The organism is Brevundimonas sp. NPDC007368, from assembly GCF_042869015.1.
Taxonomy (GTDB): Bacteria; Pseudomonadota; Alphaproteobacteria; order Caulobacterales; family Caulobacteraceae; genus Brevundimonas.
Genome location: NZ_JBIAFA010000008.1, coordinates 18,927 through 33,410, shown reverse-complemented (window position 1 = coordinate 33,410; position 14,484 = coordinate 18,927). Strand labels below are relative to the sequence as shown.

Sequence of the window (14,484 nt, the reverse complement as noted above, 5' to 3'; positions counted from 1 at the left end):
TCTTGCAGGTTTTTCAGCAGGCGGTGGTGCCGCCGTCGATGATGAAGTCGGCGCCGGTGATGAAGGCGGCCTCGTCGCTGGCCAGGAAGGCGGCCATGCCGACGACGTCTTCCGGTTCACCGGGCCGGCCGAGCGGAATTCCGCTGGTCAGCTGGGCGCGCACCGCCGGATTCTCGACAAAGGCGCGCGTGCCGGGGGTGATGATGAAGCCCGGGCTGATGCTGTTGGCGCGCACGCCGTGGACGGCCCCCTCCAGCGCCGCCTGGCGCGTCAGGGCGATGATCCCGCCCTTGGTGGCGTTGTGGGCCGCGGTGCCGTTGCCGCGCGACCCCTGCCATCCGGCGGTCGAGGCGACATTGATGATCGCTCCACCCTGCCTGGCCAGATGGGGCCAGGCGAACTTCATGCTCAGGAAGACCAGGTCCAGTTCGTTGCGGATGGTGAAGCGCCAGTCCTCGACGGAGAGTTCGGCGATAGAGCCGAACCGCGCCGCCGAGGCGTTATTGTAGAGGATGTCGATACGGTCGTGCTCGGCGACGGCCTTGGCGATCCAGGCCGCCGCGCCCTCGGGCTGGCCGAGATCGCAGACCATGGTCGTCATGAGGCCGCCGGCCTCGGCGACCAGCCGCAGGGTCTCGGCGTCGGCCTCGGCGTTGACGTCGCATCCGACGATGACGGCGCCGTCGGCGGCGAACCTCAAGGCCGCCGCCCGCCCCTGGCCGCCGCCTGTGCCGGAAATCAGGGCGACCCGCCCCTCCAGCCGGCGCGTCACAGGGGGGCCCCTTCCTGAGCCGCCCGCGCGTCTCGGGCGTCCAGCGCCGTGCGGATGGCGGCGTGCTTGTCGCGGGTCAGGGGATAGGTGAAGGCCAGCCAGGCGCCGAGCAGGAACAGGACCGCCGACGGACCGGCGAACACCATCTCCAGACCGGATATGGCCTCCGGCGTATTGGCCGCCATCAGCGCGGGCTTGTAACCGACCAGGGCGAGGGCCGCGAAGGACAGGCCGACGGCCAGCGCCCCGCCCAGCTTCCAGCTGCTGATCAGAAGCGCATAGAGGACGCCGGTCTGGTCCGAGCCCGAGTCCAGACGAAGCTCGTCGCCTGCGTCCGCCATCATCGCCCGCGGCAGGAGGTTGAAGGCGCCGAACGACAGCCCCCAGCCCATCATGCCCAGGGAGGCGGCCAGGAGGTTTCCGTCAGGCAGAAAGACAAAGACCACGCTGACGACTGCGGCGAGGACGCCCGAAATCCCGAGTACGAAATGCTTGTCGAGCCGACGCGCCAGCCAGGCGACGGCCGGCACGGTGATCATGGCGGTGACGACCTGGGCGATGAGGACGACGCCGACCGCGCTTCGATCCAGCCCCTTGGCCGCCGTGATGAAGAAGACCAGCATCGCCGAGGCCGTGCCGAAACCCAGGCCGAACAACAGGTCGATGGCGGCGATGCGAAACACCGCCTTGCGGCCCACCACGGCCAGATAATCCTTGAGGCCGACGATGTGACGCTGGGTGACGGCCGCCGCCTCGGGCACCCGCCATGCGGCCAGGGCCACGGCGGGCGCCATCAACAGGATGATGATCCAGCCCATGAGCCGCGTCGGCTCCAGGCCGGTTTCGCCTAGCTTCGACAGGAGGATGGGAAAGCCCATGACCGTCAGGATGCCCAGCAATGAAGCAAACTGCAGCCAAGCGTAGACCCGCGACCGCTCATCATAGCTCGTCGCAAGGCCGGAGGCCAAAGCCAGCTGGGCCAGCGACAGGATCGACCAGCCGAGGAAGGCGGCCGTCAGGGTCGCGAGAAGATACAGCGGCCCCACGCCCGGCTGGGCCATGAAGAGCAGATAGACCGCCAGCATCAGCGCTGGCGCGCCAAAGATGAGCCAGGGCCGGTAGCGGCCCCAGCGGCTTCGCGTACGGTCCATCGCCGCCCCCAGCAGGGGATCGACCACGATGTCGAAGACGCGCACGCAGGTGAAAATGACGCCGATGACGGCCAGGGGCAGCCCCAGAACCGTGGCGTAATGCTCAGGAATCATCACCACCAGCGGCAGGGACAGGGCGGTCAGAGGAATGCCCATCAGCGACAGCGACAGCAGGCCTGGCGGCCTGCGATCACTGCGGGCGCGCGCCGTCGGGCTCGCCGCGACTGACGGGGCGGTCATCCTTCGACAGGTTCCACGACAATGGCCGCCTGCGGACAGGATTCGGCGCCTTCAATGGCCCGCTCGAGCAGCTCGGGCGGCACCAGTCCGGTGGTCAGAACCACCAGCCCGCCCTCGAGCTGATAGATCTCGGGGCAGATTTCCACGCACGTCCCGTAGCCGCAGCAGGCGCTACGGTCGGCGACGACGCGATGCGCGATCGCATTTGCACTCATCTTATTCCTCCGTGCCGGGCGTCCCTTTGGGACTTCTCCGGGGGCCAGCGGCCCGTCGTTCCTCAACAAATCGATGAGTTGCATTTTCTATACAGAAATGCCACCTCTGTTCAAAATTATGTGGTGCTCAGCGCCCAGGAGGAAAGACATGCTGGACCGGACACGGGCGACCCTTTCAGATGGGACGACCATCGACGACCTGATCAACATCGAGACGCGGGAAGTTCAGCTCAGGGCGATCTCGGACCCCGAGCTCTACGACATCGAGATGCGCAAGGTCTTCGGCAAGACCTGGCTGCTGCTGGGCCACGAAAGCGAGATTCCCAATCCCGGCGACTTCATCACTCGCCTGATGGGGTCTGATCCGGTTCTGATCACGCGCCAGAAGGACGGCTCGATCCGGGTGATGCTGAACGTCTGCCCCCACCGCGGCATGCGCGTCTGCACGGCCGACGCCGGCAACGCCAAGGTCCACACCTGCATCTATCACGGCTGGGCCTTCAAGAATGACGGCGACTTCATCGGCGCCCCCGTGGCCGGCGAGAAGATGCACGGCGACATCCTGCCCAAGGAAAAGCTCGGCCTGACCCAGGCGCGGAGCCATCTCTACGGCGGCCTGATCTTCGCCACCTGGAACCTGGAAGGCCCTTCGTTCGACGAGTTCCTCGGCGAGATGAAGTGGTATTACGACATGCTGTTCTGCCGGACGGACAAGGGCCTGGAGGCCCTCGGCCCGCCGCAGCGCTTCACGATCAAGGCCAATTGGAAGACGGCCTGCGAGCAGTCCGCCTCCGACGGCTTCCACACCCTGACCCTGCACCGCTGGCTCGGCGAGTTCGCCAAGTTCGGCGACGGCGACCTGACCACCTCCATGTACGGCACGGAAGTCAGTTCGCTCCAGGGCCACTCCCTGCGTTGCATGCCCGTGGCCAACAAGTTCAAGCAGGCGGCGGGCTTCCGCGACGGCAATCTGACGCTGGAGGAGAAGCTGGCCATCGTGCCGCCGCCCGGCATCACCAAGGAGATGCTTCCCGAGCTGATCCGGAACCTGTCTCCGGAACAGCTGGGCCTTCTGGTCGACAGCCCGCCCCAGGTCGGAGGCATGTTCCCCAACGTCCTGATCGCCTTCATCTACGTGCCGCAACCCGACGGCGAGATCATCGGCCTGACCTCGCTGCACACCTATATTCCCAAGGGTCCGGACGAGTTGGAGTTCTGCAACTACATCCTGGCCGAAAAGGACGCGCCCGAAGAACACAAGCAGAAGGCGCTGCAGTTCGCTGTGCGCATGCTGGGCACCTCCGGCATGGTCGAACAGGACGATTCCGACACCTGGCCGCACATCACCCAGACCGCCAAGGGCGCCGCCGCGCGCCACGTAACCATGAAATACCAGGCCGTCTGCACCACGCCGCCACGGCCCGACTGGCCCGGCCCGGCCCTGGTCTACGAAGGCTTCACCAAGGACGACACCCAGTGGAACTGGTGGCTGGCCTATCGCGAACTGATGAACGCCCCCGCTTGATCATCATCATCGCCGCCATCATCAGGATCACAACACCATGACCATGAACGCCGTCATCCCGACCGACGTAAGCGTCGCCTCGGACGCCCCCTTCCGCCCCAAGCGCGTGCCGGTAGGCTCGCCCGCCTATAATGAGATCACCGAGTTCCTCTATGAGGAAGCCTGGCTCCTGGACGAGATCCGCCTGGCCGAATGGGTGGCCCGGCTCGATGTCGACCTGCGCTACACCTGCCCGGTGCGCCAGACCCGCCCCCTGCACCAGCAGGCCCAGTCAATCGTGCGCACGGTGATGCATTTCGACGAAACCTACGCCTCGATCCGGGGCCGCGTCGGCCGCATCACCGACACCCGCAGCGCCTGGGCCGAAGACCCCCCGTCGCGCACCCGCAGGCTGGTGACCAACATCCTCGTGGACGCCACCGACGATCCCGACGAGTTCGAGGTGAAGAGCTATCTGCTCTGCAGCCGCAGCCGGTTCGAGGAAACCAACCTGCTGTTCCTCAGCTGCGTCCGCCACGATCTGCTGCGCCGCTACGACGACGGCATCAAGCTGGCCCGCCGCGAGATCATCGTCGACCAGACGGTGCTGGGCTTCCCCAACCTCGCCATCTTCCTCTGAACCGACAGCGACGGGCCGCCGGCGTCGATCCCTCGGCGCCGGCCGGCGCGCGCCTCCCCCGCCGAACCAGGAGCTCTTCCATGCGCGCAGGCGTCATATCCGGCGACGGAGCCGCCCCGGTCCTCCAGGACTTTCCCGAACCCGCCCCGCAGGACGGCTGCGTCCTGATCACCGTGGACACCGCCGGCCTCGGCGGCTGGGACGTCCTAGGGGCCTATCGCCTCGGGGTCCAGTATCCCTGCGTGATCCGCGGGGAAGGCGTCGGCCGCGCCGAAGACGGACGACGGGTCTATTTCGGCGAGCGGTCCGTCGCGCCCTGGGGCGCCTGGGCCGAAAAGACGCTCGTTCCGGCCGCCGAGGTCTGGGATGTTCCCGACGACGTCGACGACCGCACCGCCATCACCATGGGCATAGCCGGCACCGGCGTCCTTGTGCCTCTGGAAGCGGCGAACATCCAGCCCGGCGAGCGCGTGCTGATCCTCGGCGCCACCGGGGTTCTGGGCCAGATCGGCCTCCAGCTGGCCCGAAATCTCGGCGCCGGCCGTGTCGTAGCCGCTGCGCGCAGCCAGGCCGGCCTCGACAGGCTGATGGAACGCGGCCTGGCCGACGCCGCCGTCGCCATGGGCGGAAGCGACGACGTCGAAAAACTGAAGACCGCTTCCGGCGGCGAAGGGTTCGACGTCGTGCTGGATCTGGTCTTCGGCCAGCCCTTCCTGTCCGCCGTCAAGGCGACGAAATGGGGGGCGCGTCTGATCACCATAGGCACCGGGGCGGGACGTGTCGTCGAACTGAACATCGGCGACCTCCTGTTTCGCACCCTCACCTGCATCGGCACGGGCCAGCGGCCGCCCGCCGACCGCGAAGCCATATGGCGCAGGCTGCTGGCGATGCAGAAGGCGCAGGCGATCGAGGTCGACTACGCCGATCATGAGTTCGCCGACCTCGCCGAGGCCTGGGCCGCCCAGGTCCGCGGCCCGCACGCCAAGATCACGGCCCGGGTGGGTTGATGCGGGTCGCGGAGGACAGTGAACGCCTCCGCGACCCGCAAGCCCCTGCGGCCTCAGCCGGCCGCCAGCGCGCCCTCGACAGCCGCGGTCAGCCGCGGATCGGCGGCCTCGACGTCCGGCGCGAACCGCGCGAGGACCTGACCGTCGCGGCCGATCAGGAATTTTTCGAAATTCCACACGACCTCGCCCGGTCCGCCGACGGGGACGCCATATCCGGCCAGGCGTTCGCGCATCGGGCCGTCGCCCACCGTCTCGGGTCGCAGCGCCGTCAGCGCGGCGTAGAGCGGATGGATGTCGTCGCCCTTCACGCTGATCTTGGAATAGAGGGGAAAGGTGACGTCGTAGCTGGTCCGGCAGAAGCCGGCGATCTCGTCGTCAGCGCCCGGCTCCTGGCCGTTGAAGTTGTTGGCGGGAAAGGCCAGCACCTCGAAACCGGCCGCCTGATGGACGCGGTAGAGGTCTTCCAGGCCTTCATATTGAGGCGTCAGGCCGCACTTCGAGGCGACGTTGACGATCAGCAGGACCCGGCCGGCGTGGTCCGCCAGGCTGTCGGTCTGTCCATCGATGCGGGTCAGGGGAATGGCGGAGATCGCAGGGCTCATCGGGGGGCAATCCTTGTCGCGCGAGGATCATGGCTCGCACCGGCAAGCCTAGCCCATTCCTCCGGACGCCGCTGCCGCAAACGCCGTTCCACTGGCCGAAAACAAGGAGCGACCGCCCCGTGAACCGCACGCCCGTCGATATCGTCAGCGCCTTCCTCGACGCCTGGTCCGAAGGTCCGGAGCCCCTCGAAAAGGCCTTGCGCGCCCTGTTCCGGCCCGACACGCGATGGACCAATATGGGTCTGTCCGAAACCATAGGCGTCGAAGAGGCCCTCGCCCTGGGCGCGCGCTTCGAAGCGGCCATGGGCTATGCGAAGATCCTGGTCGACACCGTCCATATCGCCGCCTGCGGCAACATCGTCCTGACCGAGCGGATCGACCGCCTCGTCGCCGCGGACGGTCGGGAGATCGCCGCCTTTTCCATCGCGGGCGTCTTTGAACTGGACGACGACGGCAAGCTTGTTCGCTGGCGCGACTACACGGACCCATCCGCGATCGCCGCCATTCACGGCCACGAGCCCGACAAGGACCGAAGAACGCCGATCGCCTGATGGACAAGTCCCTCAGAATATTATTCTCTATCCAAAACAGAGCGCGCTCGCATTCGCGAGGCGGGCCGAACCCCGGGAAGGACTATCGATGAACACCCAGCCTGCACCCAACGCCTCCCTCGCCGAAGGCTTCGCCCAGGTCGGCGCCCTGTTCGCCGGAGACGACGGCGATCTCGACAAAATCTATCGCGACCACCGCGCCAACAAGCCCGTCATGCAAGGCGACATCTGCGCCGAACTCGGGTCCGCCTCCTTCGCGGGCCATACGGGCCGGCCGATCTACACCATCTTCAAGCACGCCGACGTCATGAAGGTGCTGCGCGACACCAAGACCTTCACCAGCGGCATCCTGATGGAAACAGGCCTCGGCCCCTTCCTCGACGGCCTGATGATCACGGGCCTGGACGGCGACGAGCACCGCCAGCTGCGCGGCATTCTGCAGCCCTCCTTCACCCCCGCGGTGATGGAGGAGTGGCGCGAAACCTATATCCGCCCCCTGATCCAGCGCTCCTTCATCGAGCCGCTCATCCCGCTCGGCAAGGCCGAGCTCGTGAGCACGGTCGGCGTCATGTTCCCGATTCACGTCGTCTACGCCGTCCTGGGCTTCCCGGACAACGACCCGGCCGCCCTCGAGACCTTCGCCACCAAGGCCCTCAAGGTGCTGGGCGGCATGGCCAATGATCCCGAAGCGAAGCGCGCGGCCTTCCAAGCCTTCCAGGAGCTGTACGAACCCACCCTCCTCGCCGTCCAGGCGCGGCGGGCCTCGGGCGCCGAAGGTCCGGATCTCATCAGCCGTCTGATCCGGGCTGAATTCGAGGGCCGCACGCTCGACGATCATCAGATCACCAACTTCGTCCGCATGATGCTGCCCGCGGCCTCCGAGACCACATCGCGCACCTTCGCGATCATGATGACCCACCTCTTCGACCATCCCGAGGTGCTCGAACGTCTACGCGCCGACCGGACCCTTATGCGCAAGGTGCTGGACGAGAGCGTCCGCCATGACGCCGTCGCCACCTTCAAGGTGCGCGAATGCCAGGCCGACGTGACGCTGCAGGACGTAGTCATTCCCAAGGGTTCCATCATCTCCGCCTGCGTCGGCTCGGCCAATCGGGACGAGACGGTGTTCGAAAACCCCGACGTCTTCGACATCGACCGCAAGCAGATGGCGGCCTTCGGCTTCGGCTTCGGCGCCCATATGTGCGTGGGCATGTGGCTGGCCAAGGTGGAGATCGAGGAGGCCGTTGGCCTCCTGCTCGACCTGCTGCCCAACCTGAGGCTGGACCCCGCCTTCCCCCGTCCGGTGGTCCGCGGCGTATCGCTGCGCGGACCCGACGCGGTCCATGTGGTCTGGGACGCCCCCTAGGACCTCCAGACCCGCGACAGCGCGAACCGCTCCACAGGGGCCTTCACCTCAGGGTGAAGGCCCCTTTTCTTGGGCTGAGGCTCACCGACAAGGCCGCCTCCGGGCGCCGACTCGGCCCCCCGCCCGATCGCTGCCCGGCCGGTGCAAAGAGCCCCTCCCTCAGGCCCGTTCATGAAAAAACCGCCGACCGGAAGCCCGGTCGGCGGCGACAGTTTCGAGAGAGAGAGAGGGGGGAGCTAGAAGCGCTTGGTCAGGGAGGCGCCGTAGGTAGTCGGCTCGCCGATGAAGCTTGTGGCGAAGCCGAGACCGGACGAGTAGAGGTCGGACAGCTGGCGCACGTTGTACTTCTCGCCCAGGATGTTCTTCCCGTAGATGGCGAACTCGACGTCCTGCGCGTCGAACTGCATGGAGAAGCGGGCGTTCAACAGTCCGTATCCAGGCGTGCGATTCAGCTTGTTCGTCTCGGCGTAGAGGGCCTGCGTCGCCGCGGGCTGCAGCGGCGAGGCGGTGACCGGCCCGTAGTATTGCTCGCCGAGGTAGGCGTAGCCCATGTGCAGGGTCACGCTGCCGAACGTCGTGGGAAGGACCTGGGTGGCCCCCACGCTGAACTGAAGCTTCGGCAACTGCGGCAGTTCTTCGCCGCTCCGATCAACAGGGCAGATGGACGAGGTGCCGCTCGGCGCCGTGACGCAGCCCGGCTGGTTGGCGCCCGGCACGGACTGCTGCTCCACAAAGGTGCCGCTTTCGTACTCGCCGTCCATCAGGCTGATATTGCCGGCCAGCTCCATGCCCGCCCAGGGACGATAGGCGCCTTCCAGCTCCACCCCGTAGACGCGCGCGTCGCCCGCGTTGACGACGTACTGGGTGCTCGCCCCCGCCGGAGTCAGGGCCGCAGCCTGGCGCTGCACGTCCGACTGCCATGCATGGAAGACGGCCAGGTTGGTGCGAAGGCGTCGATCAAACCAGGTCGCCTTGAGTCCCCCTTCCACGTCGCGCACGTTTTCGGGCTCGAACGCCGGCAGACTGCCGGCCCGGGTGTTCCATCCTCCCGACTTCGAGGCGCCGCGCGTCTGGATATAGGCGAAGACATCGGGGGTCATCTGCCAGTCGAGACCCAGGGTCCAGGCGGGATAGTCGAACTCGACTTCCTGAGTCTGGGCGCAGACGCCGGCGACGTCGGGCTTGGCCACGCTGCAGGTGCCCGGCACGCCCCAGGTGCTGTAGTTGTGAAGGACGGTGTCGCGGCTGTCCCATGTCCAACGCAGGCCGGCGGCCATGCGAAGGGTATCGGTCAGCTGGTAGTAGCCCTGGCCGAAGACCCCGAGGGAGGTGTTGGTGACATCAGCGTAGTTCTGGCCGGCCAGTCCGGCATAGGGACGCGTCGCGGCGTTGTAAGGCAGGAAGCCGAAGTTTTGCGACCGACTGAATTCGGCGCCCGTCTCGTCGGAATAGTAGACGCCCGCGATATAGTTGAAGCGTTCGCCCAGCGCGCCGCTGATCTGGAATTCCTGAGACCACTGCTCCGAGGAATAGCCCGCCCAGGTGGTCAGGATGGGAGCCGGCGTTCCGTCGGTGTCGATGACCCCGTCCGAGTCGCTGAACCTGTAGCCGGTGATCGATTTCAGCGTCACCGGACCGATGTCGATCGACGCATCCAGCCCGAACCCGTAAGCCTCGACTTGGTTGCCCAGCGGCTTGTCGTACAGGGCTCGCACCTCTGCAGGCAGGGTTGCGAAGTTCGGGTTGTTCACAGGCTTGAAATAGCCGGTGGCGTAGCTGGTGTAGAAGCTGCCGTTGCGGTGAAGAGAGGCGTCGAGGAGCGGCGCCAGTCCGAACGGACCAAAGGATCCGGTCGGCCCGAAGACCTGGGGCGCATAGGCGAGAAGGGCCGTGAACTGGCCGTTGTCCTCGATCTTGTTGTAGTCGCCCGACAACACCACCCGGGCGCGATCATCCTCATACTTGAGCTTGCCCCTGAAGAAGCTGCTGCTCTGATCCCAGACGTCCCGGCCGAGGGGGATGCTCTTGCCGTATCCGTCGCGCTCCCTGGTGCTGGCCACGAGCCGTCCCGACAGGCGCTCGGTGATGGGAGCGTTGAGCACCAGGCTCGCGCCCATCTGGTCATAGCTTCCGGCTTCGACGCGGATCATTCCGCCGAACTCTCCGGTCGGATCGGCGCTGATGATGTTCAGCGCTCCGCCGACGGTGTTCCGGCCGAAAAGCGTGCCCTGGGGTCCGCGCAGGACTTCGACGCGCTGCAGGTCGAGCAGATCGGTCAGTCCCTGCGAGGGGCGGGGGATATAGACCCCGTCCACATAGATGGCCACGGCCGGATCGTTGGAGACGAGGGCCTGCAGGTTGCCCTGCCCGCGCACGGCGACAAAGGCGAACCCGGAGGCGCTTGGAGCGCCGGTCGCCACGCTAAGGCTTGGCGCGGTGCGCTGCAGGTCGGTGACGTCTGCCACCTGGTTCCGCTCCAGCGCTTCCGCGCCGACGGCGGTGACCGCCACGGGTGTGGATTGCAGATTCTCTTCCGTGCGGCGCGCCGTGACCACGATTTCGTCAAGCTGGGTGGCGCCGGATTGGGGCGCGGCGTCTTGCGCATAGGCAGGCGCGGTAAGGGCCGTACAGGCCAGCAGCCCCAGAGCGCTGCGGTGTAGAGATCTGGACACACGTCGGCCGTTGGTGATCGACATCTTTAACCTCCCCGATGGGGTCTATCGCCCCGTGTTTCACGACTGCCTGAAGGCGTCGTGTTGAGGAAAAACTAAACAGAATTTAAAATCTGTCGCAAGAATAAATGTCTCAGATAAGAATGACGTCTTCACAATCCAGAACGGACCGAGGGGCCGAGCGCAGAGCCGCAAAGCCTGAACCGGTGGAAGTAACCGGCTCAGCTATTTGACTTTAAATACTTATCGGGCGCCGCCCGCAGGAAGAGAACCATGGACGAGACCGCCACCCTGGCGAACAAGAAAATCATCGTCACCGGCGCTGCACGCGGCATAGGCGCCAGTGCAACCCGCGCCCTGGCGGCGGCCGGCGCCATGGTCACGGGCCTCGACCTCTCCGGGCCGCCGGCGGATACCGCCGCAAGCCCGCCCTCAAGCGTCTTCGCCTATGAGACCTGCGACGTGTCCTCGCGCGCATCGACGCGCGCGGCGGTCGACCGTGCGGTCGCGGCCATGGGGGGGCTGGACGTCCTGATCCACGCAGCGGGCGTACAGCGCTACACCCCCGCAGAGGCGATCACCGACGAGGAATGGGAGCTGGTCGTCGGCGTCAACGCCCGGGGCACCATGATCGCCAACCAGGCGGTCTTTCCCCACCTGAAGGACCGAGGCGGCCGCATCGTCAACTTCGCCTCGGCCGCCGGCGCGCTCGGCCTTCGCGGCTGCGCCCACTACGCCGCCTCGAAGGGCGCTGTCCTGGCCTGGACCCGCACGATCGCCCAGGAGTGGGGCCCCTACGGAATCTCTGTCAATGCGATCGCCCCCGGCATATGGACCCCCATGTACGACGCCACCCGGGCGGGAATGACGCCCGAACAGCTGGAGGCGCACGACCGGGGCATGGCGATGATGATCCCCCTCGGCGGGCGGCTCGGCGATCCTGACGCAGACATGGCGCCCGTCCTGGTCTTCCTCGCCAGCGACGCCTCGCGCTTCATCACCGGCCAGACCCTGGCGGTGGACGGCGGCCTGATGATGGTGCGCTAAAGCCTCACGTCGAGGTCGGTCCTGACCCTGGGGGCGTCCTCGATGGGATTGATCAGGGCCCCGACCCCCTCGATCTCGACCCTGACGACATCGCCGGGCGTCAGCCACTGCGGATCCGTCGAGCCGGCGGCGCAGCCCGATGGCGTCCCGGTGGCGATCAGGTCGCCGGGATAAAGGGTGAAGATCGTCGACATCAGATGGATGAGGTGGGCTACATCCCAGCGCATCTCGGCGATGTCGGCGCTCTGGCGCCGTTCGCCGTTGACGGAAGTAGACAGCCGCAGGCCCTTGCAGCCCGGCGGCAGTTCATCCGCCGTGACGATCTCGGGTCCGAACCCTCCGGTCCTGAGGAAGTTCTTGCCGGCGGTTACGGCGGAGGGAATGTAGTTGTAGGCCCGGACGCTGCCGTCGTTGTGGCAGGCGTAGCCGGCGACATGGGAGAGGGCCTCCTCGCGCGAGATCATCCGCCCTCCCCGGCCGATGACGACCATCAGCTCTCCCTCGTAGTCGAGGGTGTCGGACGCCTCGGGCCGCCAGAGAGCCTGGTTGTGGGCGACCAGTGAATCCGGCGTGCGAAGAAACATCCCGGGGAAGGATGGGACCTCCGCCCCCATCTCCTCGACATGCTTCATGTAGTTCTTGCCCAGGCCGATGATCTTGTCCGGGCGAGGGATCGGCGTCAGATGGCGCAGACCCTCGAGAGGGCGGCGCGCCGTCGCATTCGCCGACGCGGCCGCCGCCTCGGCGACGGCGAGCGCCTCCGGCCCGGCGGCCAGCAGAGAACGGATGTCCCGCGGAAGTTGCGGCGCGGCGATCGACAGGTCCACCACCTCTTCGCCGACCCGCACGCCCACGGTCGCTTCACCATTCAGTTCAAACGACAAGAGCCGCATCTCAGCCTCCTGAGGACCGGCCGCCGCCAGGACGCGCCGGGGATTTGGAACGCATGCCCGCGGAGCGCCCGCAGCATCTCTCCGGTCGCGCGCCGCATGGCGCGTGGCCATTCGCCGGCCGCTAGCGGGCCGGCTTGATGTCCGTCGTTTCGATATCCCAGGTCGCCGCGGTCGCGCCCTCGTCGCGGAGCTGGAACTTGAGCACCCGCCCTTGCGGGTTGACCGGTAGTTCCGGTCGGAACTCGATGTAGCGAGGAACGGCATAATAGGGCACCCGCTCGATCAACCAGCGACACAGCTCCGCTTCGGAGAGCGCGGCGCCCGGCTTCAGCTTGGCCGTCACCTTGAGGTCGTCCTCCTGCAGATTCGACGGCACCGCGTGAACCGCGACCTGTTCGATCGCCGGATGGGTCAGGATCGAGCTCTCCATCTCGAAGCTGGAGATGTTCTCGCCCCGCCGGCGCAGGTAGTCCTTCTTGCGGTCGACGAAGTAGAAGAAGCCGTTCTCGTCGAACTTGCCGATATCGCCCGTGTGGAACCACAGGTTCCCCATGACCTTCAGGGTGTCTTCGGGGCGCCGCCAGTAGCCCTTGAAAATGATGTCCGGCATCAACGGCCGGCACACGACTTCTCCGGCGACGCCGATGGGCACCTCATTGTCCTGGTCGTCGAAGATGCGGACGTCGAGCTCGGGCGCCGCCTTGCCCGAGGAGCCCTCGGCATAGGCGCCGTCAGCGGGCATGGAGGTCAGCAGGCCTTCGGTGAGCCCATAGACGTTCGAACCGATCTTTCGGGCGCCGAAACGGGTGCGCCAGATCGCCTTGATCTCCTCAGGGAAGGGATTGCCCTTGACCGTGTGGACCTGCCCGAAGCAGCGCGCCATGGCTTCATGATCGTCAGCGCGCGCCAGCAGCGTGCCCAGCGAGCCCAGGATCGACACCACCGTAGCCCCGGATTTTTCAATCGCCGGCCAGAAGCCGGACACGGAGAACTTGGGCGCAAAGGAGATGGTCGCGCCGACCAGCATCACCGAGACGACGCCTGTGGCGATGGCGTTCATGTGAAAGAGCGGCAGAGGCGTCCAGTAGATATCGTCCGGACCGAAGGGCGCAGACCGCGTCAGCATCCGCGCGAAATGGCACATCTGGTTGCCGGTGATCATGCAGCCCTTGGACGGACCCGTCGTGCCCGAGGTGTAGATCAGGGCGTTCAGGGCGCCGGGGTCAGGCAGGACCTCGAAGGCGCTGTCGTCGGTTCCACGATAGGCGTCCAGAGGCTGGATGTTCAGGCCTGAATCCGGCGCAGCCTCCCAGGTCCCGCGGACCAGCACCGTCTTCAAGGTCGTGAGCTGGCTTTCGATCTCGAGGAGGCGGGGCAGATAGCGGGCTTCGCACACCATCAGACTGGCCCCGGCGTCCTCGATCTGGTGACGCAGGAACTGGCCGATCAGGGCGGTGTTCAGCGGCACGCTGATCAGGGAGATCTTGTTGGCGGCGATCCAGGTCGTGACCGCATCGACATTGTTGTCGAGCATGGACACGATCGGCATCCCCGCCGTCAGGCCCAGATCCTCGAGCACGTGAGCGAAGCGGTTGCTCGTCCGGTCGAACGCCGCATAGGTATGGGTCTCGCCGCTGAAGTCCAGGAAGACCTTGTCGGGGTGCGCGGCGACCGCCCGCCTCAGGGCCGCGATCGGGGTGTCGCGGAGGCCGGTTCGCCATCCCTGTTCCATCGTGCCGATCATCGCATTCATCCGTTCATCCTCGATGCAGACGCGCTTGGCCGCCGCCTGCGGAGCCTGCCTCTCGACGACAGTCCGCCTGT

13 protein-coding genes are annotated in these 14,484 nt (G+C 66.5%); 6 read left to right on the top strand and 7 right to left on the bottom strand.

Features of this window, described 5'->3' with window-relative positions; genetic code table 11:
* Window positions 1-13 precede the first annotated feature (13 nt).
* Genes ACFYLW_RS15900 through ACFYLW_RS15890 form a run of 3 tightly spaced genes read right to left on the bottom strand, consistent with a single transcriptional unit; the run spans window position 14 to window position 2,378 of the window.
* Window positions 14-772: an SDR family NAD(P)-dependent oxidoreductase gene (locus ACFYLW_RS15900; RefSeq protein WP_312785024.1), complete on the bottom strand. Its 759-nt coding sequence runs from the start codon at window positions 770-772 to the stop codon at window positions 14-16.
* Window positions 769-2,163, bottom strand: coding sequence for an MFS transporter (locus tag ACFYLW_RS15895; protein WP_312785026.1), 1,395 nt, complete (start codon window positions 2,161-2,163; stop codon window positions 769-771). Before ACFYLW_RS15895 ends, ACFYLW_RS15900 begins: the two co-directional genes overlap by 4 nt.
* Entirely contained in the window at window positions 2,160-2,378 is a 219-nt protein-coding gene (locus tag ACFYLW_RS15890; protein WP_312785028.1) for a ferredoxin, read from the bottom strand. The genes ACFYLW_RS15895 and ACFYLW_RS15890 overlap by 4 nt, the downstream gene beginning before the upstream one ends.
* 148 nt (window positions 2,379-2,526) lie before the next feature.
* Here ACFYLW_RS15890 and ACFYLW_RS15885 point away from each other — a divergent pair, with 148 nt between their 5' ends.
* The 3 genes from ACFYLW_RS15885 to ACFYLW_RS15875 all read left to right on the top strand — a co-directional run bounded on the left by ACFYLW_RS15885 (window position 2,527) and on the right by ACFYLW_RS15875 (window position 5,529).
* Window positions 2,527-3,903: an aromatic ring-hydroxylating dioxygenase subunit alpha gene (locus tag ACFYLW_RS15885; RefSeq protein WP_312785030.1), complete on the top strand. Its 1,377-nt coding sequence runs from the start codon at window positions 2,527-2,529 to the stop codon at window positions 3,901-3,903.
* 37 nt (window positions 3,904-3,940) lie between these two features.
* On the top strand, window positions 3,941-4,522 hold the full coding sequence (locus tag ACFYLW_RS15880; protein ID WP_312785032.1) for a 3-phenylpropionate/cinnamic acid dioxygenase subunit beta: 582 nt from the start codon (window positions 3,941-3,943) through the stop codon (window positions 4,520-4,522).
* 80 nt (window positions 4,523-4,602) lie between these two features.
* Window positions 4,603-5,529 carry a zinc-binding alcohol dehydrogenase family protein gene (locus ACFYLW_RS15875; protein WP_312785034.1) on the top strand — a complete coding sequence of 309 codons (927 nt, stop codon included), beginning with the start codon at window positions 4,603-4,605 and terminating at the stop codon, window positions 5,527-5,529.
* 53 nt (window positions 5,530-5,582) lie between these two features.
* Here the strand turns inward: ACFYLW_RS15875 and ACFYLW_RS15870 are convergent, their stop codons facing one another.
* A complete protein-coding gene (locus ACFYLW_RS15870) occupies window positions 5,583-6,131 on the bottom strand; it encodes a glutathione peroxidase (protein ID WP_312785036.1) in 549 nt (182 codons plus the stop codon).
* Window positions 6,132-6,250: 119 nt separating this feature from the next.
* Here ACFYLW_RS15870 and ACFYLW_RS15865 point away from each other — a divergent pair, with 119 nt between their 5' ends.
* Entirely contained in the window at window positions 6,251-6,682 is a 432-nt protein-coding gene (locus ACFYLW_RS15865; protein WP_312785038.1) for a limonene-1,2-epoxide hydrolase family protein, read from the top strand.
* 88 nt (window positions 6,683-6,770) lie between these two features.
* Window positions 6,771-8,048, top strand: coding sequence for a cytochrome P450 (locus tag ACFYLW_RS15860; protein WP_390183233.1), 1,278 nt, complete (start codon window positions 6,771-6,773; stop codon window positions 8,046-8,048).
* 236 nt (window positions 8,049-8,284) lie between these two features.
* Here the strand turns inward: ACFYLW_RS15860 and ACFYLW_RS15855 are convergent, their stop codons facing one another.
* Window positions 8,285-10,744, bottom strand: a complete 2,460-nt coding sequence (locus tag ACFYLW_RS15855; protein ID WP_313473070.1) for a TonB-dependent receptor domain-containing protein — start codon at window positions 10,742-10,744, stop codon at window positions 8,285-8,287.
* A 249-nt stretch (window positions 10,745-10,993) separates the two neighbouring features.
* On the opposite strand from ACFYLW_RS15855, the gene ACFYLW_RS15850 reads away from it, so the two are divergent.
* Complete coding sequence (locus ACFYLW_RS15850) at window positions 10,994-11,767, top strand: SDR family oxidoreductase (RefSeq protein ID WP_313473068.1); 774 nt, start codon at window positions 10,994-10,996, stop codon at window positions 11,765-11,767.
* On the opposite strand, the gene ACFYLW_RS15845 is transcribed toward ACFYLW_RS15850, so the two are convergent.
* Together ACFYLW_RS15845 and ACFYLW_RS15840 are read right to left on the bottom strand one after the other, a co-directional pair.
* Window positions 11,764-12,660 carry a fumarylacetoacetate hydrolase family protein gene (locus tag ACFYLW_RS15845; RefSeq protein WP_390183231.1) on the bottom strand — a complete coding sequence of 299 codons (897 nt, stop codon included), beginning with the start codon at window positions 12,658-12,660 and terminating at the stop codon, window positions 11,764-11,766. The two genes, ACFYLW_RS15850 and ACFYLW_RS15845, sit on opposite strands and share 4 nt — an antisense overlap.
* A gap of 121 nt (window positions 12,661-12,781) precedes the next feature.
* Window positions 12,782-14,413 (bottom strand): AMP-binding protein, encoded by a 1,632-nt coding sequence (locus ACFYLW_RS15840; protein ID WP_390183230.1) that lies wholly within the window; start codon window positions 14,411-14,413, stop codon window positions 12,782-12,784.
* Between the last annotated feature and the right edge of the window lie 71 nt (window positions 14,414-14,484).